Annotated in this window: 25 protein-coding genes; 10 read left to right on the top strand and 15 right to left on the bottom strand. The window is 69.0% G+C overall.

What is annotated here, in order from left to right; all coding sequences use genetic code 11:
* Window positions 1–72 precede the first annotated feature (72 nt).
* The 5 genes from DKM19_RS42560 (at window position 73) to DKM19_RS42540 (ending at window position 5,922) form a co-directional block, all read left to right on the top strand.
* Complete coding sequence (locus tag DKM19_RS42560) at window positions 73–2,457, top strand: propanediol/glycerol family dehydratase large subunit (RefSeq protein ID WP_110704094.1); 2,385 nt, start codon at window positions 73–75, stop codon at window positions 2,455–2,457.
* A gap of 14 nt (window positions 2,458–2,471) precedes the next feature.
* Window positions 2,472–4,322, top strand: a complete 1,851-nt coding sequence (locus DKM19_RS42555) for a diol dehydratase reactivase subunit alpha (protein WP_110704092.1) — start codon at window positions 2,472–2,474, stop codon at window positions 4,320–4,322.
* 106 nt (window positions 4,323–4,428) lie between these two features.
* A complete protein-coding gene (locus DKM19_RS42550) occupies window positions 4,429–4,947 on the top strand; it encodes a glycerol dehydratase reactivase beta/small subunit family protein (RefSeq protein ID WP_204358469.1) in 519 nt (172 codons plus the stop codon).
* Window positions 4,940–5,383 (top strand): OsmC family peroxiredoxin, encoded by a 444-nt coding sequence (locus DKM19_RS42545; RefSeq protein WP_110704090.1) that lies wholly within the window; start codon window positions 4,940–4,942, stop codon window positions 5,381–5,383. The genes DKM19_RS42550 and DKM19_RS42545 overlap by 8 nt, the downstream gene beginning before the upstream one ends.
* 119 nt (window positions 5,384–5,502) lie before the next feature.
* Window positions 5,503–5,922 (top strand): heme-binding protein, encoded by a 420-nt coding sequence (locus DKM19_RS42540; protein ID WP_110706376.1) that lies wholly within the window; start codon window positions 5,503–5,505, stop codon window positions 5,920–5,922.
* Window positions 5,923–6,040: 118 nt separating this feature from the next.
* Here DKM19_RS42540 and DKM19_RS42535 read toward each other — a convergent pair whose 3' ends face one another.
* Window positions 6,041–7,000 (bottom strand): hypothetical protein, encoded by a 960-nt coding sequence (locus tag DKM19_RS42535; protein WP_110704088.1) that lies wholly within the window; start codon window positions 6,998–7,000, stop codon window positions 6,041–6,043.
* A gap of 113 nt (window positions 7,001–7,113) precedes the next feature.
* Complete coding sequence (locus DKM19_RS42530) at window positions 7,114–8,490, bottom strand: acetamidase/formamidase family protein (protein ID WP_110704086.1); 1,377 nt, start codon at window positions 8,488–8,490, stop codon at window positions 7,114–7,116.
* Between the two features lie 476 nt (window positions 8,491–8,966).
* Here DKM19_RS42530 and DKM19_RS42525 point away from each other — a divergent pair, with 476 nt between their 5' ends.
* Both DKM19_RS42525 and DKM19_RS42520 read left to right on the top strand, forming a co-directional pair.
* Window positions 8,967–10,292 carry a phytase gene (locus tag DKM19_RS42525; protein WP_110704084.1) on the top strand — a complete coding sequence of 442 codons (1,326 nt, stop codon included), beginning with the start codon at window positions 8,967–8,969 and terminating at the stop codon, window positions 10,290–10,292.
* Between the two features lie 238 nt (window positions 10,293–10,530).
* Window positions 10,531–11,091 (top strand): flavodoxin family protein, encoded by a 561-nt coding sequence (locus DKM19_RS42520; protein WP_204358468.1) that lies wholly within the window; start codon window positions 10,531–10,533, stop codon window positions 11,089–11,091.
* Between the two features lie 211 nt (window positions 11,092–11,302).
* On the opposite strand, the gene DKM19_RS42515 is transcribed toward DKM19_RS42520, so the two are convergent.
* The 4 genes from DKM19_RS42515 to DKM19_RS42495 all read right to left on the bottom strand — a co-directional run bounded on the left by DKM19_RS42515 (window position 11,303) and on the right by DKM19_RS42495 (window position 15,072).
* Window positions 11,303–12,688: a hypothetical protein gene (locus DKM19_RS42515; protein WP_162642181.1), complete on the bottom strand. Its 1,386-nt coding sequence runs from the start codon at window positions 12,686–12,688 to the stop codon at window positions 11,303–11,305.
* On the bottom strand, window positions 12,675–13,193 hold the full coding sequence (locus tag DKM19_RS42505; protein ID WP_204358467.1) for a SigE family RNA polymerase sigma factor: 519 nt from the start codon (window positions 13,191–13,193) through the stop codon (window positions 12,675–12,677). The genes DKM19_RS42515 and DKM19_RS42505 overlap by 14 nt, the downstream gene beginning before the upstream one ends.
* A 95-nt stretch (window positions 13,194–13,288) precedes the next feature.
* Window positions 13,289–14,062, bottom strand: coding sequence for a MerR family transcriptional regulator (locus tag DKM19_RS42500; protein WP_110704075.1), 774 nt, complete (start codon window positions 14,060–14,062; stop codon window positions 13,289–13,291).
* A 128-nt stretch (window positions 14,063–14,190) separates the two neighbouring features.
* Window positions 14,191–15,072: an NAD(P)-dependent oxidoreductase gene (locus DKM19_RS42495; protein WP_110704073.1), complete on the bottom strand. Its 882-nt coding sequence runs from the start codon at window positions 15,070–15,072 to the stop codon at window positions 14,191–14,193.
* A 96-nt stretch (window positions 15,073–15,168) separates the two neighbouring features.
* Between DKM19_RS42495 and DKM19_RS42490 the strand changes: the two genes are divergently transcribed.
* A complete protein-coding gene (locus tag DKM19_RS42490) occupies window positions 15,169–15,525 on the top strand; it encodes a helix-turn-helix domain-containing protein (RefSeq protein WP_110704071.1) in 357 nt (118 codons plus the stop codon).
* A gap of 32 nt (window positions 15,526–15,557) precedes the next feature.
* On the opposite strand, the gene DKM19_RS42485 is transcribed toward DKM19_RS42490, so the two are convergent.
* Window positions 15,558–16,148, bottom strand: a complete 591-nt coding sequence (locus DKM19_RS42485; protein ID WP_110704069.1) for a TetR/AcrR family transcriptional regulator — start codon at window positions 16,146–16,148, stop codon at window positions 15,558–15,560.
* Between the two features lie 136 nt (window positions 16,149–16,284).
* On the opposite strand from DKM19_RS42485, the gene DKM19_RS42480 reads away from it, so the two are divergent.
* Window positions 16,285–17,022: an SDR family oxidoreductase gene (locus DKM19_RS42480; RefSeq protein ID WP_110704067.1), complete on the top strand. Its 738-nt coding sequence runs from the start codon at window positions 16,285–16,287 to the stop codon at window positions 17,020–17,022.
* A gap of 46 nt (window positions 17,023–17,068) precedes the next feature.
* Here DKM19_RS42480 and DKM19_RS42475 read toward each other — a convergent pair whose 3' ends face one another.
* The 3 genes from DKM19_RS42475 to DKM19_RS42465 all read right to left on the bottom strand — a co-directional run bounded on the left by DKM19_RS42475 (window position 17,069) and on the right by DKM19_RS42465 (window position 19,103).
* A complete protein-coding gene (locus DKM19_RS42475) occupies window positions 17,069–17,512 on the bottom strand; it encodes an ester cyclase (RefSeq protein ID WP_110704065.1) in 444 nt (147 codons plus the stop codon).
* A 66-nt stretch (window positions 17,513–17,578) separates the two neighbouring features.
* The gene (locus DKM19_RS42470; protein ID WP_110704063.1) at window positions 17,579–18,463 is read right to left on the bottom strand and encodes an LLM class F420-dependent oxidoreductase; all 885 of its coding nucleotides are present in this window, start codon (window positions 18,461–18,463) and stop codon (window positions 17,579–17,581) included.
* A gap of 142 nt (window positions 18,464–18,605) precedes the next feature.
* Window positions 18,606–19,103, bottom strand: a complete 498-nt coding sequence (locus DKM19_RS42465; protein ID WP_162642180.1) for a nuclear transport factor 2 family protein — start codon at window positions 19,101–19,103, stop codon at window positions 18,606–18,608.
* A 224-nt stretch (window positions 19,104–19,327) separates the two neighbouring features.
* On the opposite strand from DKM19_RS42465, the gene DKM19_RS42460 reads away from it, so the two are divergent.
* On the top strand, window positions 19,328–19,693 hold the full coding sequence (locus DKM19_RS42460) for a helix-turn-helix domain-containing protein (protein WP_110704059.1): 366 nt from the start codon (window positions 19,328–19,330) through the stop codon (window positions 19,691–19,693).
* 394 nt (window positions 19,694–20,087) lie between these two features.
* Here the strand turns inward: DKM19_RS42460 and DKM19_RS42455 are convergent, their stop codons facing one another.
* From DKM19_RS42455 to DKM19_RS42435, 5 genes are all read right to left on the bottom strand, one after another.
* A complete protein-coding gene (locus DKM19_RS42455) occupies window positions 20,088–20,678 on the bottom strand; it encodes a M15 family metallopeptidase (RefSeq protein ID WP_239513892.1) in 591 nt (196 codons plus the stop codon).
* Between the two features lie 362 nt (window positions 20,679–21,040).
* Complete coding sequence (locus DKM19_RS42450) at window positions 21,041–22,246, bottom strand: ABC transporter permease (protein ID WP_110704055.1); 1,206 nt, start codon at window positions 22,244–22,246, stop codon at window positions 21,041–21,043.
* The gene (locus tag DKM19_RS42445; RefSeq protein ID WP_110704053.1) at window positions 22,243–22,932 is read right to left on the bottom strand and encodes an ABC transporter ATP-binding protein; all 690 of its coding nucleotides are present in this window, start codon (window positions 22,930–22,932) and stop codon (window positions 22,243–22,245) included. Before DKM19_RS42445 ends, DKM19_RS42450 begins: the two co-directional genes overlap by 4 nt.
* Entirely contained in the window at window positions 22,929–24,026 is a 1,098-nt protein-coding gene (locus DKM19_RS42440; RefSeq protein ID WP_110704051.1) for an efflux RND transporter periplasmic adaptor subunit, read from the bottom strand. Before DKM19_RS42440 ends, DKM19_RS42445 begins: the two co-directional genes overlap by 4 nt.
* On the bottom strand, window positions 24,023–24,523 hold the full coding sequence (locus DKM19_RS42435) for a hypothetical protein (protein ID WP_110704049.1): 501 nt from the start codon (window positions 24,521–24,523) through the stop codon (window positions 24,023–24,025). The genes DKM19_RS42440 and DKM19_RS42435 overlap by 4 nt, the downstream gene beginning before the upstream one ends.
* Between the last annotated feature and the right edge of the window lie 9 nt (window positions 24,524–24,532).

Below are 24,532 nucleotides of genomic sequence, written 5' to 3'. Positions count from 1 at the left end.
CCACGCGTTCACAGGACGCGTTCGCCGGACGTATTCGCCGGCGACAGAGGCATCAGGAAGGTGAGACCGGAGATGAGCACCAAGCGCGCGGCACGTCCCCAAACGTCAACGACCCAAGCGACGGCGGCCCCTCAGCGGCCCGGCCGTCAGACACCGGCCGCCCCCAGGCGTTCCAAGCGCACGGAGATCCTGGAGAACCGCCCGGTCAACCTCGACGGCTTCGTGGAGGAGTGGCCCGAGGTCGGCATGGTCGCGATGGACAGCCCGTACGACCCGCAGCCGAGCGTGCGGGTGAAGGACGGGACCATCGTGGAGATGGACGGGAAGGACAGGAAGGATTTCGACTTCCTCGACCAGTTCATCGCCGACCACGCGATCGACGCCGCCGCGGCCGAGCGGGCGATGGCCATCCCGGCGACCGAGATCGCGCACATGCTGCTGGACCCGAGGGTGTCGCGCGCCGAGGTGCTGGCGGTGTCGTCCGGCCTGACGCCCGCCAAGCTGCTCGAGGTCGTCAAGACCATGAACGTGGTCGAGATGATGATGGCGATGCAGAAGATGCGGGCGCGGCGCACCCCGGCCAACCAGGGACACTCCACGAGCGCGCGGGACAACCCGGTCCAGGTGGCCGCGGACGCCGCGGAGGCCGGGCTGCGAGGGTTCCGCGAGCTGGAGACCACCCTCGGCGTGGTGCGGTACGCCCCGCTGGTGGCCATCGCGCTGCAGGTCGGCGCCCAGGCGGGGAAGCCAGGCGTGCTCACCCAGTGCGCGCTGGAGGAGGCCACGGAGCTTGAGCTGGGCATGCGCGGCATCACCGCCTACGCGGAGACGATCTCGGTGTACGGCACCGAGCAGGTCTTCTGCGACGGCGACGACACCCCGTGGTCGAAGGCGTTCCTCGCCTCCGCGTACGCGTCCCGCGGGATCAAGATGCGGTTCACCTCCGGCACCGGCGCCGAGGTCCAGATGGGCAACGCCGAGGGCAAGTCGATGCTGTACCTGGAGGTCCGCTGCATCCTGGTCGCCAAGGGCGCCGGGGTCCAGGGGCTGCAGAACGGCTCGATCAGCTGCATCGGCGTGCCCGGCGCGGTGCCGGCGGGGATCCGCGCCGTACTGGCCGAGAACCTCATCGCCAGCACCGTCGACCTCGAATGCGCCTCCGGCAACGACCAGTCCTTCTCGCACTCCGACATGCGCCGCACCGCGCGGATGATGCCGCAGCTGCTGCCCGGCACCGACTTCATCTGCTCGGGCTACTCCGCCGTGCCGAACTACGACAACATGTTCGCCGGTTCCAACATGGACCCCGAGGACTACGACGACTGGAACACCCTCCAGCGGGACCTGCAGGTCGACGGCGCGCTCCGGCACGTCCCGGAGGCGGAGATCCTCGCCGCCCGCAACCGGGCCGCGCGGGCGCTGCAGGGCGTGTTCGCCCACCTCGACCTGGCGCCGATCACCGACAGGGAGATCGAGGCCGTCACCTACTCCCACGGCAGCAAGGAGCTGCCGCTCCGGGACGTGCTCGAGGACCTGAAGTCGGCGCAGTCGGTGATGGACCGGGGCGTCACCGGGCTCGACATCGTCAAGGGGCTGGAGGCCGGCGGTTTCCCGGACGTGGCCGAGGCGCTGCTGGGCGTGCTGAGGCAGCGGGTCTCCGGTGACCTGCTGCACACCTCGGCGATCCTGACCCCGGAGCTGACGACGCTCTCGGCCGTCAACGACGCCAACGACTACGCGGGTCCGGGGAGCGGATACCGTCCGAGCGGCGCGCGGTGGGAGGAGATGAAACAACTCCGGCACGTCGTCAGCGCCCGCAACCCGGAGCAGGAGGTCGGAGGCTCCTCCCCGAAGGCGGTTCCGACCGGGACGGCGGGAGGAACAGCCGGTCGGCGCACGCTGCACCTGGAGGAGAAGGGCGCGGCCCATCAGGGGCGCCGCTCCGACGAGGTGGTCATCGGCATCTCACCGGCGTTCGGCGACTTCTTCTCCAAGACCATCGTCGACGTTCCGCACGCGGAGGTGCTGCGTGAGCTGCTGGCCGGGGTGGAGGAGCAGGGCGTGCACGCCCGCATCATCCGGCTCCGCTCCAGCGCCGACCTCGCGGTCATCGCCCACACCGCGGCCAGGCTCTCCGGCTCCGGCATCGGGATCGGCATCCTCTCGCGCGGCACCACCATGATCCACCAGAAGGACCTGGTCCGTCTCTCCAACCTGGAGCTGTTCCCGCAGGCGCCGTTGATGGACCTGGAGACCTTCCGAATGATCGGCCGCAACGCGGCCCGGTACGCCAAGGGGGAATCGCCCGAACCCGTGCCCTCGCGCAACGACTACATGGCCCGCCCGCGCTGGCAGGCCAAGGCCGCGCTGCTGCACATCAAGGAGACCGAGTTCGTACGCCCGGACGCCGGGCCGGTGGAGCTCGGTGCGCTGATCAGCATGGCCGACGCCGGCTGAGGCTGGGGAAGATCATGTCCCTGGTGGCAGGGGTGGACATCGGCAACTCGACCACGGAGGCGTGCCTCACGGACGTCGGCGAGGACGGGAAGGTCACCTACCTCTCCGGGGCGCTGGGCAGGACCTCGGGGGTGAAGGGCACCACGGAGAACGTCTCGGGTGTCGTCGAGGTCGTGCGCACGGCCCTGGCCAGGGCCGGACGCGATCCGGCCGAACTCCAGACGGTGCTGGTCAACGAGGCGACCCCCGTGATCAGCGGAATGGCCATGGAGACGATCACCGAGACGATCATCACGGAGTCCACGATGATCGGGCACAACCCACAGACGCCCGGTGGTGTCGGGCTGGGGGTCGGCACCACCGTGGCCTTCCCGGATCTGCCGCGCTGCGCCGCCGGGAGCGCGGTGATCTGCGTGGTCGGCGCCGGCGTCGACTTCGAGGACGCCGCCGCGGGGATCAACGGCGCCGCCGCGCGCGGGGTCCGGGTCACCGGCGTGGTCGTGCACGCCGACGACGCCAACCTGATCGCCAACCGGCTGGCCGAGCAGGTGCCGGTGGTCGACGAGGTCACGCTGGTGGACAGGGTGCCGCTGGGCATGCTGGCCGCCGTCGAGGTCGCGGAGCAGGGCCGCACCATCCGGACCCTGTCCAACTCCTACGGGATCGCCACGGTGTTCGAGCTCGATCCCGAGCAGACCCGCATGATCGCGCCGGTGGCGCGGGCGCTGGTGGGCAACCGTTCGGCCGTGGTGGTGCGCACCCCGGCCGGGGACATCACCGACCGCAGGATCCCCGCCGGCACCCTGACCCTGATCGGCGAGAAGGCCAAGCGGCCGGTCGAGATGGAGGCCGGCGCCGAGGAGATCATGGCGACGCTGCAGCGGGTGCAGCCCCTGATCGACGCCGTCGGCGAGCCCGGCACCCATGTCGGCGGGATGCTCGCCCGCGTCCGCGACACCATGTCCGGGCTGACCGCGATGCCGGTCGACACCGTACGCATCCAGGACGTGCTCGCCGTGGACACCTTCGTACCGCAGCGGATCACCGGTGGTCTGGCGGGGGAGTTCGCGCTGGAGAACGCGGTCGCGCTGGCCGCGATGGTGCGTACCAGCAGGGGGCCGATGGAGCTGCTCGCCGCCCAGCTGCGCGTGGCCCTCGGTACGGAGGTGCTGATCGGCGGTGTCGAGGCCGACATGGCGCTGCTGGGCGCGCTCACCACTCCGGGCACCGAGAGGCCGGTGGCGATCCTCGACCTCGGCGGCGGATCCACCGACGCGGCGATGTCCACCGAGAGCGCCGAGGTGCACTCGGTGCACCTGGCCGGGGCGGGCGACCTGGTCACCAACCTGATCGACTCCGAGCTCGGGCTGGAGAACCTGGAACTCGCCGAAGAGATCAAGAAGTACCCGCTGGCGAAGGCGGAGAGCTTCTTCCACATCCGCATGGAGGACGGCACCGTCCGCTTCTTCGAAAAGCCCCTGCCCGCCGACACCTTCGCCCGCGTCGTCGTGCTCACCGACGCCGGCATGCACCCGATCCCCACCCGGCACGGCGTGGAGAAGATCCGTCAGGTGCGCAGATCCGCCAAGCACCGGGTCTTCGTGGTCAACGCGCTCCGTGCGCTGGAGCAGGTGGTCCCGGGCGGCAACGTCCGGCGTACGGGTTTTGTGGTGGTTCTGGGCGGTTCCGCGCTGGACTTCGAGATCCCGGACATGATCGCGGAGGCCGTCGCGGAGTTCGGGATCGTCAGCGGGACCGGCAACGTACGTGGCTCCGAGGGCCCGCGCAACGCGGTGGCCACCGGCCTGGTCGTCAGCTACGCGGCGGCACGGGCGGCCAGAACCGCGGTGAGCGCCGATGGATGACGTGCTCGGGACCGCGGGTGAGAGGTCGGCGGATCATGCGGCCGGGATTGTGGGCGAGAGGTTGACAGATCATGCGGTCAGGACCGTGGTGAGGAGCTGACGGATCATGCACCACGCACCTGCCAATGACCGGCACTCCGATCGCGCGGGGCGAAACCGGCCCGCCGTGGTGCTGCTCCACCACCCGGATCTCGGAAATCGGCACTGCCTGCGTGAGATCAACGCCGGCATGGAGGAGGAGGGCGTGCCATGCCGCATCGAGAGCGTGCCCCGCCATGCCGAGGACGAGGCGTACCGCACCGAAGACGGGCTCCACCGCACCGAAGACGGGCTCCACCGTGCTGAAGACAGGCCGTACCGTCCGGAGAACGGGTCGTGCCCTGCCGGGAACGCGGCGGACGGAGGCGCGCGGGAGCTGGCCTTCGCCGCGGCCCAGGCCTCCAACCTCGACGTGGGGATAGGCGTGGACGCCGCGGGGTACATCTGTGTGCACCACGCCAAGTTGCCGCCGGACGCGCCCGCGGTGGCGGGCCCGCCTTCGAGTGCCCGCACCATGGGGCACAACGCCGCCCGGCTGGTCGTCGGCATCCCGTTCAAGCAGCAGGAGGGCTCTTCCCATGCCTGATCGCATTGCCACGACACGATGGACCGGTGAGCTGATGACCGGATCGGGAACGGTCACCCTCGTCTCCTCGGGAGCGGGCCGGTTCACGTTCTCGCTGCCCACCCGGGCCGGCGAGCCGGACGGTCAGACCAGCCCGGAGGAGCTGGTCGCCGCGGCACACTCCGCCTGCTACAGCATGCAGTTGTCAGCGCTGCTCACCGCGGCCGGCACACCCCCGGAACGGATCGACACCACGGCGACGGTGTCCCAGAACCAGCGCGGCGAGGCCTACCTGATCACTGAGATCCGGCTGGTCGTGCGGGCCGCCGTTCCGGGCGTCGACGCGGAGGCCTTTCGCCGGGCGGCCACGAAGGCCAAGGAGACCTGCCCCGTCTCCGTGGCACTCAGCGCCACGGAGATCACCTTGGACGCGGAGCTGGAACAGGTGCCCATCTAGGGGCGCGAAGGCGCCAGCGATCTCATCGATCGACGAAGGGAGGACCATCCACGACCGTATCGATCGGCGAGGGGAGAGATCGCCCACGACCGTAATGATCAGTGAAGGGAGACGTCATCATGCCCGCACGATTCGGCCTCGCCGAGGCCCGCCACGTGCTGGACGCCGCGCTGGACAAGGCGGATGAGATCGGCCAGCCCATGGACATCGCCGTGGTCGACGACGGCGGACACCTGCTGGCGTTCGCACGCCAGGACGGCGCCATCCGCGCCGGCATCGACATCGCCGTCCGCAAGGCCCGCACCGCCATCCTGATGGGGATGACCACCGAGCAGCTTGGGGTGGCAGCCGCGCCCGGTGGCTCGCTCTACGGCATCGAGGTGACCAACGGAGGCCTGGTGATCTTCGGCGGCGGCATCCCGTTGGCCGGGGCGGGCGGTGAGGTCGTCGGCGCGATCGGGGTGAGCGCGGGAAACGTGGAGCAGGACATCACGGTCGCCCAGGCAGGGGTGGAGGCCTTCGACAAGCACGCCGGATGACCTGCTCCCTACGGAGGAGCCGGTGCTCCACGACGTGTGGCCGCCGGCTTCCAAGCCGCCACGCTGGTCCTGTCGGCGGTGAGGGCACCGACAAGCCCGAGCATCTCGACCACTGAGATCATTCACCCGGTACGGCTCCGCCGTCCTTGGGCGGGGCGAGTCGCGTCACTTCGTCGCGGACGGGGTCGTCGAGGTCGGCTTGGAGCAGCCCGTTGTTGATGCCGGGCTTGCAGCCCATCGAGATCTGGACGTCCGCGGGCGGTCCGTCCGCGTAGGCGAACAGGAGTCGGAGCGTGCGGTCGTCCACGCCGGCGATCTGATGGCAGATGTTCTCGCTGGGCCGGGTATCCGGGGAGTTCAGCGTCTCCGCCAGGGCCGTGGCCACCTGCCGGCCATGCTCCAGCCGGGGAGACCGCTTGTCGGATGAGGCGATCTCCCCGCACACCAGGACCGAGACGGGCCCCTCGGGCACCATCCGCTCGTCCTGGCCCCGGCGTCCGGTGGTGCGCCCCGTGCAGGGGTCGTCCGGCCGTGAGAGTTTCCACGTTCCCGTCCGGTAGGCGGTGGTGAGGCTCGGCCCGATGTAGGAGCGGCTGTCGGCCGTGCCGTTCGTGGTCCTCACGCAGGAGTTGACCTCCTCGGCGCTGCCCACCCAGAGCGCCTCCCCGCCGGGATAGGCGAACCGGATGAGGTAGTTCGTCATCGGCCCTCCCATCGCCGTGCACGGACCGCCGTGAGCCTCCGTGCTCACCGGAAGGTAGGCGAGGTCGCGGGCCATCGCCTTGGTCTCGCCCGTCAGGGTCCGGGACCCGGCGAGCCGCTCGCCGCCCGGGTGCGCGTTGTCCCCGGGATAGGCGCAGATCATCGCCTCGGCCGGCTCGCCGGGCACGAGGGACTCCTCGATCCCGTCGAGGTCGGCGGCGGCGGGCACCCAGCCGCCGATCGTGGTGCTGTCCCATCGCTGCGGGCACGCGACCGGCACCGGCGGCGACTCGCTCACCGGTCGTGAGATCAGTACGGCTGCCGCGCATATCGCGATCACGGCCAGGGCGGCGCCGATCACATAGAGAAGCTTCACAACGCTGAAACGTTGATTCCGCTCGATCGGTTCGATCAGCTCATATGCATATAGGCCAAATAGCGTATAAATCCGTAAATTGTCTTATCGACAACTATGGTCTCCCGATGCGTTCAGCCGGAGAAATGCTCCTTGAGGATGACACCGTGCACTCCGGTGGTGCGGTCGACGACCTGGGACACCTCGAAGTTCGCGGCCGCCGACAGGTAGGCATAGGCGACGCCCCGGTCCATGCCCTGGTCGTGTTCGAGGAAGTCGAGTGCGTTGGCGACCGCCCTCCGCATGGCGATGTTGAGGTCGTTCACCTGCCCGTTCTGTGAGCCGTCCGGGTCGGACAGTCCGATCGGCACCCATGCCTGCGGAGTCTCGGCGAACGGATAGTGAAAGGCGACCGAAGGGGCGTCGTCTGATCCGGGCTTGCACACGGTGAGCCGGAAGGTGCCGCGCAGCGATCCCTCCATCGCGGTCAGCGCCACCTCGCCACTGCCCATGGCCATGTGCGAGTCCCCGGTGTAGAAGAGGGCCCCTTCGGCGAACACCGGCAGGTAGAAGGTCGCGCCCACGCCGAGCAGGTTGATGTCGATGTTGCCGCCGCCGAGGGTGGGAGGAATCGAGTTGAGGGCCGGCGCGGTCAGTTCGCCCTCGGATGCGAACGCGACCCCCATCACTCCCATGAACGGACGCAAAGGGAAGGTGACCGTACCGGACCTTCCGCGCTTCATGACGCCGCTCGCCACACCCCTTCGCCCGCGGCGCACCGGCGTGAACACCGACACGTTGCCGTAGCGGGTCGGGTCGCCCGTGGACCGTCCGTCGGTCGCCACGGGAGGCATGACCTCGTCCAGGGTTATTCCGGCCGGTGCACCACCGTCGGCCATCCGGGCCAGCGCCCCTTTGCCGTGGCGGCTCGACACGACGCCGTACGGCACGCGCGGCAGCATCGAAAGCACCTCGATCTTGAGCACGTCGCCTCGCTCCGCGCCGTCCACATAGATCGGCCCGGTCACGACGTGCGGCCCGTCCACATCGAAGTTGCGCTCTGTCCGCGAGTAGTCGCGGGCGATCGTGACGGCGTCATCGAGCACGTTCCCGCGAGACACGCCATGCCTGCCGAAGTAGGCGACCGGGTCACGTCCCTGGTCTTCGAGGATGCCCTCGTGTGACACGGCGTCGACGGTGACGGTCTCTCCCGATCTCATTCGCAGCACCTGCCGGCTGCCCACCGCGGGCACGTAACCCCACCTGACCTGCTCGACCCGTGACGGCAGGTAATGCTTGCCGTGGATGGGACCCTTTCCCGGCTGGAGTATTTCCCCGGGCAGTGTCACCGCCGGGGCGGAATTCGATGCCGACGTGGCATGAGCGGAACGCGATCCCAGAAGCGCGCCGCCAGTGCCGGTCATCACCGCTGCCGCGCGCAGGAAGTTTCGCCGTCCCACTCCTCTGACCAGCGCGTCCCGCACGTCGCTCGGGCTCTTCGGCACCCTCATGATCCTCCTCAGCGCACTTTCGCGGCCACAATCGCCGTCGAATGTCGATTAAGGATATTTCGCACTAATGATGTGTTAAGGGTGTTACATCCGTGTATCCAGCGACGTATTTATAGAACCTCGGCCGTATGGCATTGCGCCGGGCCCTCACCTTGCAAGGTGGCACGGGTACGCGCAGCTTTGTGGGCGCCACCCGAGCGCTGATGGGCCTGGCAATCTGTTCGGCCGGCTCCGCATCGTGAAATGGCCGCCCATGGCGGATTGCCCCAGCTCATCGACTTTCAGTTCACCAGACGGTCCCCAGAGCCCATTCTTCTCGACACAGCCGACCGTCGCCGTCGCCGTCGGCAAGAAGGCGGTCGGCCATGACAACTAACGGAACCCCGATTTGGCGGGGAGTTTCGGCGCGGTTCATCGCCCCTTCCTCTTCTCTGAACAGGATCAAGGTTGCAAGGTTCCCTTACGAGGAGAAGTCAATGCGCCCTTTGACCGCCCTGGCATCCACCGCGTTGACGATCGGACTGCTCGGTGCCGCGGCACTACCGGCGACGGCGAGAGACCTGCCCACCGTCGAACCCCGAGTCGAGACCCCGGCCCTTTTTGACGACGAGGCCGGCGGCAACGCCAACGGCGACGACCCGGCGATCTGGGTCCACCCCACCTCACCGGCGGCGAGTGTGATCGCAACCACCGCCAAGGAGGGCGGTCTGTACGTCTACGACCTCGACGGCAAGCAACTCCAGCACCTGCCCGCGCCGGCCGCGCCCGGTCAGGACGACGAGCCGGGCCGGCTGAACAACGTGGACGTCGTCTACGGCCACACCTCCAGAGCGGGCCGGTCGGACATCTTCGTCGCCTCCGATCGCGGTTCGGACAAGCTGCGCGTCTACCGCGTCGACCCGGCCAAGGCGGACCGGAACCGGCGGCCGCTCACCGACATCACCGACCCCGCGGCGCCGTTCATCTTCAACGCGACCCAGGCGGAGGTGAACAACGCCGAGACCGTGTACGGCCTCGCGACCTGGAAGCGGAACTCGGGCACCTACGTCCTGGTCAGCCGCCGGCACACGACGCGGCTCGCGCTGCTGAAGCTCACCGACGCCCCGGGCGGCAAGGTCGGCTACACGATGCTCCGGACCATCGACCTGCCGTCGAGCTTCACCCTCCCGAACGGCCAGAGCTGGAGCCCCTGCGACGAGCCGGGCGTGGGCCCGCAGATCGAGGGCATGGTCGTCGACGCCCAGACCGGCACGCTCTACGCGGCTCAGGAGGATGTCGGCATCTGGCGTATCTCCGGTGACCTCACCGGCTCACCGGTACTGATCGACCGTGTCCGCGAGTACGGCGTACCGGCCACCTACGACGCCGATACCGAGGAGTGCGTCTCCGGCGTCGATCCCGGATACGGCGGCGACAACCTGACCGCGGACGCCGAGGGCGTGACCATCTACTACGGCAAGGACGGCAAGGGCTACCTGATCGCCTCCGGCCAGGGCGGCGACACCTTCGCCGTCTACGACCGCAGGGGCCGGAACGCCTTCATCGGCTCCTTCCAGGTCGGCGAGCGCGGCGGCGTCGACAGCGTGCAGGGCAGCGACGGGACGATGGTGGTCAACGTGCCCCTCGGCCGCCGGTTCCCCAAGGGCCTGTTCGTCACGCACGACGGCGCCAACACCCCCGAAGCACTGGACCCCGAGGGCGAGGCGCGCGAGAACACCAACTTCAAGTACGTGAAGTGGGATGACATCGCCCGCCGTCTCGGACTGACCGTCGACACCACGAGCTGGAACCCGCGCCGCTGACCGGTTGTCGGCCCTCGGTGATTTCGCAGCGGTCAGGTCGGCCCCGATGGCTATGGCGGCTGCGGGGCCATGGGCGCGGCGACCGGGCTGAGGCGGTGATCGACGGCTGTCCGCTACGACGACTGTGTCGAGGCGGTGATCGACGGCTGTCCGCTCGGGAGGCCGTGTCCGGATTGGCATGGCCCGGGCACGCTCTCCTATGCTCATGCAACTAATGCATGAGCATAGGAGTGGTTCCGTGGACTTCCTTTTCCTGCTGGGCAGCACGCGCCGGGACGGCAACACCGAGGCGCTGGCACGGCAGGCCGCCACGCATCTTCCCGCGGAGGCGAACCAGAGCTGGTTGCGGCTGAGCGACCTCCCGCTACCGACGTTCGGCGACGTCCGCCACGAGGGGGAGGGCACTTATCCACAGCCGGTGGACAACGAGCGCGTCCTGCTGGAGGCGACCCTCGGGGCGAGTGATCTGGTGATCGCGTCACCGCTCTACTGGTACAGCGTGTCCGCGAGCACCAAGACCTATCTCGACCACTGGACGGCGTGGCTCCGGGTGCCGGGCGCCGACTTCAAGAACCGGATGCGGGGAAAGACCATGTGGGCGATCACCGCGCACACCTCACAGGACACCGCCCGGGTGGAGCCCCTGCTCGGCACGCTGCGGTTGACCGCCGACTACATGGGCATGCGGTGGGGCGGAGAACTCCTCGGATACGGCAACCGCCCGGGACAGGTGCTCGAAGACGCCGAGGCGCTGGCCCGCGCACGGACCCTGTTCACGTCCCGGGCGGTTCGGGCGTAATCCGGGAGCCATGCCTTCGCGATGACCCACCTGCCGCACCGGTTGCCGTCAGCGAGGCCCGGACCTCGGGGTGCCTTCGTGGTGACCTGTCTGCCGCACCGGTTGCCGTCAGCGCGAGGCCCGGACCTCGGGGTGCCTTCATGGACCCGTCTGCCGAACCGGTTGTCGTCGGCCTGGGGCCCGGACCTCGCAGGTCCAGGCCCCGCCGCGGCTAGGAGTTCGGGTCCTGGATACCTTTGACGATCTTGCCCAGCTCGCCGGCCAGGTCCGGGCTGACCTTGACGTGGAGGGCGACGCCCGGGGCCACCCAGAAGGCTCCCCGCCAGCCGTTCGGGTCGGTGGTCCATATCCCCGCAGGCGCTCTTCCCACCGGGGAGGACTGCCGCTTCTGCCCTCGCAAGAACTCGTTGAGCCACTGGCTGCTGTGCACGACTGCGCCTCGGGCCACGGTGACCTCGACGTCGCCTCGACTTCCCGACCAGCGACCGATCGTCGCGCTCCAGCCGGTACCGAACCGCATGTCGTCCCTGGGCGTCGTTCGCTGAAAGCCGGGGGGCAGATAGGTGACGCCGATTCCGTCGACCGATTCGCCGGGTATGGGTGCCGGTTCGACGGGAACGAGGCCGTCCATGATCCTGTCCAGTTCGGGGGCGAGGGGCCGGCTGATGGCCAGGATGTATCCGAGTCCCTGCTTCTCCACCCACAGGCGCACGTGTGCCTGACGCTGGTCGGGGTCGTCCAGCGTGGCACTGTACCCAGGCTTCCCCCGGACCTTCTTCGGGGTGCCGCCGGACAGATCTTGATGGGTTCTGGCCCAGGCGAGCAGCGTCTGCGAATCCTCGGCGTCCGCTCCGCGCACGGCCAGCAGCCGCATCGAGACGTCGTTCCCGCTCCACCGCATCTGGGTCCAGGAGGTGGAGCCGTTGACGGAGGTGGGTCCGTCCAGGTACAGGCCGGCGGGGAGATAGGTGACGAGCAGCCCCTCGAAGACATCACCGGTGCGACCCTCGGGTTCGAGGCCGTCGGCGATGGCCCGGAGGTCGCTCCGGTGCCGGGTGCCCACGGAGACGCGCAGGACCAGGTCCGGCCGCTCCACCCAGACCAGGTCGTCGTCCGCGAGTGTGGTGAGCCCCGGGCGTCCGCGCACCAGGACGCCTCCTCGCAGTGCGCCGGAGGACTCTTCGAACCTGGCCAGCAGGTGCTCGGAATCTCCGCTCTCAAGGACCGTGGGACGGTAGACCGTGACGAGGACCTGGTCGTCTCCCGAGCCCCAGGTCGCCCTGGTTCCCGGGAGGCCTCCGTCGCGGACCTTCTCCTGTTCGGGCGTGCCGAGGCCGGGGGGGAGGTATCCGGTCTGGACGCCGTCGACGACGGCCGACGGGGTGGGGGCGGCCACGTCGCTCGTCTGCCCCCCCAGATAGACGGGTACGGCCACCGCCCCGACCACGATCGCGGCGGCCACGGCCAGTGCCTTCAGGTGAGACCTCCTGCGCTGACGCGCGCGCCGCATCGTCTGCTGGGCGAGATCGGGCGGGGCCCCCAGAGCGGTGGTCTCCTCGATCATCGCTTGACGGAGTTCGTTCTCAAGGTTCGACATGGGGCAACGCCTCATCGAGGAGATCGGCGCCGATCAGAGCGCGCAGACGGGTCAGGGCCTTGGACGTCTGACTTTTGACCGTTCCGGTGGAGCAGCCCAGGACCTCGGCGGTCTGGGCCTCGGTCAGATCCTCGAAGAAACGCAGGACCAGGACCGCCCGCTGGCGAGGTGCCAGGGCGCGAAGGCCGATCATCAGGATCTGGCGGAGTTCGACGCCGGGCAGGGCGTCGGGCGCCGGGGTATCGGGCGGCGCGGGGGTGAAGAGGATCTGCAGGATCGCGTGGCGACGGGCACGACTGATCGCGGTGTTGACGATGATGCGACGCACGTACGGTTCGGGGTCGCTACCCGCGTGCAGGCGGCCCCAGTTGAGGTAGGCCTTCTCCAGCGCGCTCTGCAGCACGTCTTCGGCCTCGTCACGGGACCCGCAGGTAAGGTGAGCGATCCTGAACAGGCTGGTTCCCCGCGCCGCGACGAACTCGGTGAACTCCTGATGGCTGCTCACGTAGCCGTCTTCGGTCTCATACCCGTCCATACGCCCGGCCGCCCCAAAGGGTTGTCGTACCCAGGTTTTCCGCCTGAGGAGTGGCCGTCATCAGTTCATTCCGGATCCTCCAGTTTGATCATCAGATGGGTCACCAGCAGGTCCGGTGACGTGGTGGCGGGGTTGGAGACGTACACCTCACGCAGCGGGCCGCCGGGCGTGTGCCCGCGCTCGCCCACCCAGGCAAGCAGCGCGTGCGCGGTGAGGGAGATCTGGTCGTACGGCCCGATGTGGGTCGCCGAGGCGTACAGGCCACCCGGCAGGACGTCCGGGGACGTCCCGGGGACGTCCTCGGACGTCTCCACCGTGACGGCCACGGCGACCTCGTGGGTGAGGTCGAGCGGGAACAGCCCGATCAACAGTCCCTTCGGCTCGCCCACGGCCGCGATCAACCGGGTCATGCACGCCGAGGTGACAGGGCCGATCCGCTCCGGCGACGCGGTGTCCCGTACGACGGCCACCCGGCGGGCGGGCTCGCGGACGACGGTCACCTCCGGCCGTGGCAGGCCCTGGGAGAGGATGCGTTCGAGCGCGGCGAAATTGCGCTCGCGGCGCGCCAGGTCGGCCTCCATGCGGTCGCGTACGCCGCCGAGCACGCCCGTCTCGCCGGACAGCACCTGCCCGATCGACGGCAGGGGCACGTCGAGAGAGCGCAGCAGGCCGATCAGCAGCGCGTCGCGTGCCTGATCGGGCCGGTAGTAGCGGTAGCCGGTGTCCGGATCGACGTGCGCCGGGGGCAGCAGGCCCAGCTCGTCGTAGTGACGCAGTTGCTTGACGCTGAGCCGGCAGAGCCGCGCGAACCGCCCGATCGGCAGGTGTTCCTCGTTCACACCATCAGCATGGACGTTCCCACGACGGGAGAGTCCGGCCGAGCCGGAAGGCCGACCGGCGCGAGGCGACCTCGGACTTCCCCGCGGATCTCCTCGTTGCGGGAAGGCGAAGATCCATGGGGCATCCCTCAGCGAGCGAGCAGGTCGATCACACCTGTGGTGCCCTCATCACTGTGGCCGTCGGCGAGGCGGCGCTCCATCAGGGCCATGAACGGGGTCAGCAGCTCGGCGCTGACTCCCTGCTCCTCGGCCGTGCGCAGCAGTGTCGCGTTGCCCTCGACCATCATGGCGAGGTTGGAGACCACGCCCCCGGTGTAGTCACCGCTCTCCAGGTGGCCGGTGATCCCGTACGCGTAGGGGGCCATGGCGGTGAGCCAATCGACGAGCAACGGGGCGAAGTCCTTCAGCGCGAGGTCTTCCTTGCGGACCAGGGCGAAGGCGTGCGAGACCCCGGCGAACATCCCGGTCATCGCGCTCAGCAACGCCACGTCGTGGAGGGCGGCGAAGCCGGGATCCTCCCCGACATACCTGGTGCCGGCCGGTATGGACAACGTGCCGTGATGGGCGTCGAAGAGGGCGCGGGATCCGCTGTAGAAGACATAACCGCCGGATCCCGGCGCGCCGATCATCGGCGGGACCGCCATGATCCCACCGTCCAGGAAACGGGCGCCGCGTTCCTCGGCCCACTCGGCGCGGGCGCGGGCCTGGGCGGGGGTGCCGGTGGTGAGGTTGACCAGGTCCTTGCCCGTCAGATCGGCGTCCGCCAGGGCCTCGCCGACCGAGGCGTCGTCGAGCAGGCAGATCACCACGAGATCGCTCGCGGCCACCGCCTCGGCGGTCGTGCCGGCGACCGTCGCGCCCTCGGCGGCGAGCGGCTCGGCCCGACCGGCGGTACGGTTCCAGACGGTCAGCGGATGCCCGGCGGCGAGCCACGCATGGGCGAGCGCGGTACCCATGGCGCCGAGCCCGAGGAGAGTGAGCCGGGACTTCTCAAAAGTGTTGTCATTCATGCTGGTCAGACTCGTCGCAGGCCCCGAATCGATCAAGTACGCACTTTGGAGTGCGTGGTTACCCTGGGGTGAGTGAGCAGGTGGGAAGGGTGGGTCATGGCGGTTGCGCGGAGGCCGGGGGCGTACGAATGCGGGATCGACGCGGCGATGGACGTGATCGGCGGCAAGTGGAAGGTGCTGATCCTCTGGGCGCTCAACGAACGGGCGTGCCGCTTCGGTGAGCTGCGCAGGTTGCTGCCGGGGGTGACCGAGAAGGTGCTCGCCTCCCATCTGCGGGAGCTGGAGGTGGACGGCATCGTGCACCGCGAGGCGTACGACGAGGTGCCGCCCCACGTCGAATACTCGCTGACCTCGCTTGGCTTCTCGCTCAACGAGGCACTGGCGCCGCTCGGCGCATGGGGGCGGGAGCACATACTCGGCAACGTGGAGGACGCTCGCCACGCCCCGCACTAGGGCGTATGGCAGAGGTGATCGGGGCTGCGACGTCAGCTTTCGGGTAGCTGTGGCCGGGCGGGTCTCAGCCCGTCCAGGGTGAGGTCGAGGAGGCGTTCGGCCTGCTCTCGCTGCTCCGGCTTGGCCGACGTGAGGGCGATCCCGGCGAGAGCGGCGAACATGTCGGTCGGGCGGATGTCGGACCGGATCGTGCCGGCGGCGGTACCGGCGGCCATGAGCGAGGAGAGGGCCGCCTGAATCATCTCGTGGCTGTCGGCGTAGGGGTTGGTGCCCGAGGCGACGACGGCTCGCAGGGCGTCGGCCATGCCGAATTTGGCGGTGGCGTAGTCGATGAAGCGGCGCGTCCAGGCGCGCAGGGCCTCATGCGGCGGCATGGTCGCCAGGAGGCCGGGGACGGAGTCGCACAATCGGGCCACTTCGTTGCGGTAGGCCGCCTCGATCAGGGCCTCCCGGGTGGGGAAGTTCCGGTAGAGGGTGCCGGTTCCCACGCCCGCTTCCCTGGCGATGCGCTCGAAGTGCGCGTCGAGTCCCTCCTCGGTGAACACACGCACCGCGGTGGCCAGGATCTTGTCCCGGTTGCGCTGCGCGTCAGCCCTCAGTGGACGTCCTGCATCTCGGGCCATCAGTGGCTCTTCCCTCTCTCCGTTTGCTAAGTGGAGGCGTCGCCACTTAGTGTGGACGAAGTGGCGGCGCCTCCACTTTCACTGTAGGGCATGAGCGTGATCTGCCCTCATTCCTCTTCCGGAAGGACTGCCCATCATGTTGGGAATCGAAGGCAAGGTCGTGGCGATCACGGGCGCCGGCAGCGGCATCGGCGAGGCGACCGCGCTTCTGCTCGCCGAGCGCGGTGCGAAGGTCGTCCTCGGGGCACGCCGTCCGGACCGTCTTGAGGCCCTGGCCGCCCGCATCGAAAAGGCCGGCGGTGAAGCCGCCTGGGCCCGCACGGACGTGAAGCGGCGCGAGGACCTGTCCGGCCTCGTCAAGCTGGCATGCGACCGGTTCGGCAAGATCGACGTCCTGGTCAGCAACGCCGGGGTCGGCCTGATCTCCCCCCTGGACGACCTCCGCGTCGAGGACTGGGAGGAGATGATCGACGTCAATCTCAAGGGCGTGCTGTACGGGATCGCGGCAGCCCTGCCCGTGTTCCGGGAGCAGGGCTTCGGACACTTCGTCAACACCGTCTCCACTGCCGGACTGCGCATCGTTCCGCTCCAGTCGGTGTACGCCGGCACGAAGAACGCCGTGCGCACCATCTCCGAGGGCCTGCGCCAGGAAGCCGGCGACAGCCTGCGCGTAACCGTCGTCTCACCGGGCTTCGTCCGTACGGACTTCGCGGAGCCCATGTCGAATCCCGAGCTCAAGGCCCAGATCCTCGACAAGATGGACAAAATCGCTATCCCGCCGGACGCGGTGGCCCGCGCCATCGCCTTCGCCATCGAGCAGCCGGACGGTGTCGACGTGGGGGACATCGTCGTTCGCCCCACGGCCCAGGATTAGGGCGTGTTCCAGGGGCGGATCACGTGAGTGATCTCCCTTGCACTAACTAGATCGACTGTCCCGTGTCGGGCAGCCCCCCGAGCTGCCGCACGAGGGAGTAGAGATTTCCCACGCCCCAGTGCTCGACGATCTTGCCGTCGACCACCCGCATGGCGTCGACCGATTCGAACTGGATCCTCCGGCCGGTCGGCGGAATGCCGAGGAACTCGCCCGCGTGCGTCCCGTAGTAGATCTTGAATGTCGTCACGAGGTTGCCGTCGGCCACCTGCCAGTGAATGTCCGGATCGAAGTCGGAGAACGCGGACCGTAGCGCGCTGTACAGCACTCTGACGCCGGGCTTGTCGGCGGTGATGCCCGGCTGCGGTGTGTGGTCGACGAAGTCGTCGGCGAAGAGCTCGTCGAAGACGTCGAAATCGCCGCGTCCCTGCACTTCTTCGATGCTCCGCCGTACAACGGCGATGGCGGCCTTGCTCTCCTGGGTGTCACTCATCGTGTTCTCCTCATGATGGTTCTTGATGGATCCACGGCGGGGTGCCGCCGTGGAGCGGGTCCGTGCTCAGCCGGCCAGCGGAAGGGTCTCGGCCAGGCGGCGCCACGCGTCGCGCGGCAGGTCGTGCTGGGGGTCGTCGGTCACCACCTGGATCGCGAGGTGATCGGCTCCCGCGGCCAGGAAACCGGCGACTCTTCCGGCGATGGCGTCGGCGTCCCCGAGCGCGAACACCGCGTCCACCAGCCGGTCGCTGCCGCCGTCGCGGAAGTCGTCCTTCCCGAAGCCCAGCCGGAGCAGGTTGCCGGTGTAGTTGGGCATCGAGAGGTAGAAGCGGAGATAATCGCGCGCGGTGGCGCGGGCGCTGTCGAGGTCCGGGTCGAGGACCACCTTGAGCTCGGGGGCGAGCAGGGCGTGCTCGCCCAGGATCTCGCGGGCCTGGGCGGTGTGCTCGACGGTCACGAGATACGGGTGCGCGCCCGCGGCCCTGTCCCGCGACAGGGCCAGCATCCTGGGGCCGAGGGCGGCCAGCACGCGCGCTTCGGCGGGCACCGGATCCGGGGCGGAGTCCAGGGCGGACAGATACTCCCGCATCGCGGCGTACGGACGCTCGTACCGTTCGGTGAAGTGGCTGTGGCTCACCCCAAGTCCCAGGACGAAGCGTCCGGGGTGGGTCCGTTCGAGCTCGGCCCGCTGGGCGGCGACGTCGGCGACCTCGTGCTCCCAGATGCTGAGAATGCCGGTGGCCACGGTGATGCGGGAGGTCGCCCCAAGGAGCGGGGCCGCGTGGGCGACGGCCGGGCTCCCGCCGAGCCAGAGGGTGCCGTAACCCAGCGCGTCCAGCTCGGCCGCCACGTCGAACGTGCCCGCGCCGGCCGGACCGTCGCCGCGCAACGCGTTGCTCCAGGCCCCGGTCCAAATGCCGATCCTGCCCAACCGGTTCTGTCGCGGCATGACAACCTCCTCAGATCTAGGGACATGCCTCAGGTGACATGCGTTCTGTTCGCATGATCGAGATGTGTGATCGGCCGTCCGATGGCACCGCGAGCCCCCTGCCGGACCGGGCGCTTCCGAACCCTGACGTGGGGGAGTTCGATCAGGATCGTGATCGGCCGGCGACGAAGTCGTCGAAACGGGCGACCAGCGGATCCCGCGAAGAGGTGCCGCGATGCTCGGGCTGCGGATCGGCGGTGAACTCACGTGCCGCGAAGTGCCACCGCTCGTCGATCTTGGTGTAGCGGTCGCGGTACACGCCGGTCAGGATGACGCCGGTGCCGGGCGACGAGCCCGGGCGCAGGACCATCAGGAAGGTGAAGCCTGTCGCGTCGTGCCCATCGCCTTCGATCAACGGCGGGGACGACCAGTGCCGGATATGACCTTGCGCGTTCGCGATGAAGTGCGCGGCGAACTCGCCGATGCTCTTCCGCCCCTCGAAACGCCCCTCGGGTGTCTCCAGCGGCAGCCCCGTCTCGGCGAAGTAGCCGTCGGGCGCGAAGCACGCCTGGAAGGCGGGCACGTCCCCAAGGTCGAGCGCAACGCTGTAGCGCGCCAGGAGTTGCCGGATGCCCTCGTAGTCCAACGCCGTCATCGCCATCGGCCCCATCTCCTCTCACGACTGAACATGCCGAGTACGGTCACGCCGAGGACGCGGAGAACCCAGCACTGATGACGACGCGCTGACCGTTCCCGTTCCCCGTTGAGCCCCGCACCGCAGGCCGTACGGCGCACCCGCGCTGGGCGTCGGCACGTCCGTTATGGCAAGCTACTTCACAGGTACTAGTTACCTGCAACGGATCCTGCTATCCAAAGGGAAGTAACATGGCCACGCCGCATTTCCACATTCCGCAGGCGGCCCGGGACGTCTACTCGGCAAGCTGCCCGTGCCGGCTCGTGCTCGATCTGCTGGCGGACAAGTGGAGCGCGCTGGCGCTGGGCGCCCTGGAGGCCGGTCCTGTCCGGTTCGGCGCGATCAAAACACGGCTGGACGGAATCAGCCCCAAGGTCCTGACGGCGGTGCTGCGCCGGCTGGAGAAGAACGAACTGATCACCCGGACCATCTACCCCGCCGTCCCCCTGCACGTGGAGTACGAGCTGACCGACCTGGGACGGGACGCGTGCGTACCCCTGGGGTCACTGCTCTCCTGGGTCGAGGACAACGTCGAACGCTTCCCCGATCTCCCCTGACCACCGTCCGACCCACCGACGTACGCCGCTGATCACCGTCCGACCTACCGGCGTACGCCGCTGATCACCGTCCGACCTACCGGCGTACGCCGCTGATCACCGTCCGACCTACCGGCGTACGCCGCTGATCACCGTCCGACCTACCGGCGTACGCCGCTGATCACCGTCCGACCTACCGGCGTACGCCGCTGATCACCGTCCGACCTACCGGCGTACGCCGCTGATCACCGTCCGACCTACCGGCGTACGCCGCTGATCACCATCGGACCTGCCGACACCCGCCGTACAGCACCCGCGGACGGTGAGTTCCGGCCCTCCTTCGACGACTACGGCCGATCGCGGCCATGGAGATCCGCCGGCCGTTCGATGCGCGCCGTACGGCGCAGCCGTAGATCTATTCCGTTGGGGCCGACCGGCCGTCGCTCGCGTCGGGGAGCATCTCGGGGCAGACGCCTCCCGGCGTCGTGGCGAGTTCGAAGTGCCACATCTCGTTGCCGTAGGTCTGGCACAGCCCGTAGTCGGTTCCGTGCTGGCTGAGCCAGCTGTCGGCGTCGGTCGGACCGATGTCCACCGCCTTGCCGGTGACGTGGTGCGACTGTTCGGGAGTGCCGACGTAGCGGCGGGCCTCTCGCTCGCTGCCGTATTTGACGACCGCCTCGTCGAGCAACCGCTGCTGGTACGCCTTGCTCCGCCAGCCGGTCGTCAGGAACAGGTCGACGCCGTCGTCGGCCGCGTCGTCCGCCGCCTCCTGTACGGCGTGCAGGAGCTTCGGGTCCAGATTGGCGATCGCGGGCAGTTCGGTGTCGTGGGGAGAGAGGTGCCCGCCGTCCGGCACGAACCCGTCCTGGACGCCGACGGTGCGGCCGGTGCCCCACCCCGGGAATCCGTCGGTGAATGAAGCGGTGCCCATCCATCGGGCGCCGAAGGCGAACGCCGCCCAACCGAGGCCGGCCGTGACGGCGATCGCCAGTGCGGCGATGAGCACGCGCCTCGGCCACTTCCCGCGGGTGACGACAGGGTGCCGACGGGTCGGAGCGAATGGCGGGCCGAGCTTTATGTCCATGAGTGGTTCCCTTCCTGATCGACATCGGAGGTGCGTATGCCTGCGTGAGCGGCCTGAGTCGCGATGGCATTCGTTCGGCTTGGAAAGCGTCGGAGGTGCGTATGCCTGCGTGAGAGGTCTGAGTCGCGATGGCATTCATTCGGCCTGGAGAACATCGGAGACGCGCATACCTGCGTCAGTGGCCTGAGCCGCGTCGCGATGGCATTCGTTCGGCCGCCGCGTGGGAGGGGCGCGATACGTCCCCTCCCACGCGGGGACGAACGGGGTTTCTGCCGCGGGTACGGTTATCCGTTCAGGGCGGCTGTCGGAGGGGTTCTCGCCGCACGGATCGCCGGGTAGAGGCCGGCGACGGCCCCGATCAGCATGGTCGCGCCGATGCCGCCGGCGAACACGGCGGGCGGTACGGAGATGGGCCAGCCGTTCGTCTCGGCGAACACCGCGATGACTCCGAACCCGAGGGCCGTCCCGGCAAGGCCGCCGAGTGCGGACAGCAGGAGCGCTTCGGCGAGAAACTGGGTCCGGATGTGCCCCCGGGTGGCGCCGAGGGCGCGCCGCAGCCCGATCTCCCTGCGACGTTCGAGTACGGAGATCACCATCGTGTTGGCGACGCCGATGCCTCCGACGAGCAGCGCGACGGAGCCCAGCCCGACCAGCAGGCCGGTGAACGCGAGGTCCGCGGCGTTCTTCGCCGCCAGAGCGTCGGAGGGCCGTGAAACGCTCACGTTCTCGGGATTCTCCGGGTTGACCGTGCGCGGCAGGAGGTCGCGCACGGCTTCCACCTCGGCGTCGGCCGAGCGCTCGAAGATGACGGTCGGTTTGCCGTCCCAGCCGAAGCGCGAGGTGGCGAACGCCTCCCCGATGAACGCGGAGGTGTCCAGTTCCGGGGCGAGCGGCAGGGCGTCGAGTATCCCGATGACCGTGACCTGGGTGTCGCCAAGCCAGACCTGACTGCCCGTGCTCACGATGCCGAGCCGCTCGGCGGTGATGCCGCCGAGCACGACGGTGGGGTAGCTCGCGGTCGCCTCGGTGAGCCATGTTCCCTCGCGCAGGGTGCCGTCGAGGAGACTGAGAAGATCGAGGCCGGCCGCCTGGACGTCGATGCCACCCGACTTGCCCGGGTCGATGAGCCGGTTCCGGTACACGTTCACGTCCGGCAGCGCGGCGACCGCTCCGGCTTTCTCGACTCCCCGGATCAGTCCGACCTTGCCGGTGGACTCGACCGGCAACGAGGTGTCCTCGCCCGTGAACGACGTACCCGGCTGAACGGTCAGCAGGTTCGTGCCCAGCGACGCCAGCTGCGCGTCGAGCTTCGCCCGGCTGGAGGTGGAGATGCCCACGACGGCGATCATCGCCGCGATGCCGATCGCGATGCCGAGTGCGGAGAGAATGACCCGGGTGGGCCGTGAGCTCAGTCCCGACGCGCCCACGCGGTACACGTCGGAGCGGAGCAGGCGTGACCGGCGTATCTCGGTCTGGTTGCCGCGCCTCATGCCGACGCTTCCCGATCGTCATCGACGACGCGGCCGTCGCGGATGGTGATCCGTCTCGGCATCTGCCGGGAGAGCTGCACATCGTGGGTGATCACGACGACGGTGGTGCCCGTGGCGTTGAGCTCGTGCAGCAGCTCCATCACGCTCGCGCCGGAGCTCTGGTCGAGGTTGCCGGTGGGCTCGTCCGCCAGCAGCAGGGTCGGATCGGACACCGTCGCCCTGGCGATGGCGACGCGTTGCCGTTCGCCGCCGGACAGCTGGTTGGGCTTGTGGCCGAGGCGGTGCGCGAGGCCGACGCGGGTGAGGCTCGCCTGCGCCCGGCGCCGCCGCTCGGCACGGGGCGTGCCCGTGTAAAGAAGGCCGTCCGCGACGTTGTCGAGCGCGCTGATCCCGTCCGCGAGGTGGAACTGCTGGAAGACGAACCCGATCCGGTAGGCGCGCAACGCCGAGAGTTCGGCGTCGCTCATCGCGTCGACATCGTGGCCGTCGATGGTCGTACGCCCACTCGTGGGCCGGTCAAGGGTGCCGATGATGTTGAGCAGGCTTGACTTGCCCGAGCCGCTGGGTCCCACGATGGCGACGAATTCACCGCGGGCGACCGACAGCGACACGTGGTCGACCGCTCGCACCGGTGGACTGCCGTGGTCGCGAACCACCTGGTCGAGCTCGATGACGGAATCGCTCATAGTGTCGGAACCACGACCTTCTGCCCGGCGTCGAGTCCGTCGCCGGTCACTTCCACGGAGCCGGCGGCGAACAGTCCGGGCTTCACCGCGACCGTCTGGGTCGTTCCCGCGTCGCGAACCACCTCGACGCCGTACCCACCCTCCGGCAGGGCGATGAGCGCGGCGACCGGAACGGTCAGGACGTTCTTGCGACTGGCGGTGGGGAAGTCGATCGATACGGAGACCTCCTGGAGACGCCCCGTGGCGGCAGGGTGGTCGAGGGTGATGGTCACCGGAACGACGATCGCCTTCCCGTCGCCGCCCTTCTGCTGCCGGGGAGAACCGATTCCGGAGATGGTGCCGGTCGTCGTCTTGCCCGCCGGCAGGTTCACGGTCACCTTGCCGCGCGCCTTGGCGAGAGCCTGCTTCGCGGTCGCGAGCTCAGCGGTAACGAGCTTGGTGAGCCCCGACAGTCTCAGCACGGCGGTGCCCGCCCCGACCTGGTCGCCGACCTTTGCCACGGTCTCCGCCACGCGCACCTCGCCCGGAGCGAAGACGACCAGGCCATGGTCGATCGATCCCGTCTCCTTCATCCCGAGGGCATCCTGCCAGCGCAGGATCGCGGCCTTGGTGTACCAGTCGAAGTGGGTGTCGGGAGTTCCGGTGAAGTGGCCGAAAGCGTGGAGGTTCTGTTCCAGTTGCCGAACGTCCGGTCCGTCGCTCATGTCGCTTTTGAAGGCGCGCCAGGCGGGAAGCCTGCCGCGCAGCAGCACCACGGGTTGATTGTCGGTCGCGTACAGGACGCCGCCGATCTTGACCCTGCCGCCTTCTCGCGGCAGACGGGTGATCGTGCCGGCGCGTCCGGCGTCGATCTCGCTCGCTCCGCCGTAGCCGAGTGATCCGGGCGAGGTGACGGTCTCCTGGAGCGTCTTCCGCTCGACGAGAGCGGTGCCCGCCACCCGTTTGTGCCCGGTCTCCTCGGCGGCACCGCCTCCGGACCGCGTGACCACGACCGCCACGGCGGCACCGATGGCCACGACGGCCGCGATCGAGCAGACCCAGGCACGGCCGCGCTTTCGCGGCACCGGCTCCGCCTGCTGTTCGGAGGGCTTCATGGGTTCAGGCACCCCTGCACGTCGGCATCCGAAACGAACGCGGGCCAGAAGAAGCCCCCAGGCTTGGGATCCTTGATGTCGTATCCGCGGTCGCGGAGACACTGGCTCCTCTTGAGATTCACGGCCTGCTGCTCCTGGGGGGTCAGCTTGGGCCCGTCATCGGCCGTCGGCGGTTTGCCGATCTTCTTCAGGCAGGCGTCCTCCGCGACCTTGTAGGCGTCCTGACGGTCGCCGAAGTCGATCTGTCCATCCCCCTTCGGAAGCTCGAAGCCCGCCTCGCTCAGACACGACCGGAATTTGGCCTCCCACGCGTCGTACTTCTGGTCGGCCGTGCCGGCGGACTCTGAGGTGGAAGCCGAACCGGAAGTGGAGGTCGAGGAGTCGCTCGCCGTACTGCTCGCCTCATTCGCGGTGCCGCACCCGGCCAGCAGGCCCGCGAGACAGGCGAAGGCCGCGAGTGCGACGCGAGCACGAGGAACATGGAAGGTGAAGGACATGGCTCTTCC

The organism is Streptosporangium sp. 'caverna' (assembly GCF_003203775.1).
Taxonomy (GTDB): domain Bacteria; phylum Actinomycetota; class Actinomycetes; order Streptosporangiales; family Streptosporangiaceae; genus Streptosporangium; species Streptosporangium subroseum.
Note: the sequence above shows the minus strand (reverse complement) of the source record. Positions and strands in the feature narration are given on the sequence as shown.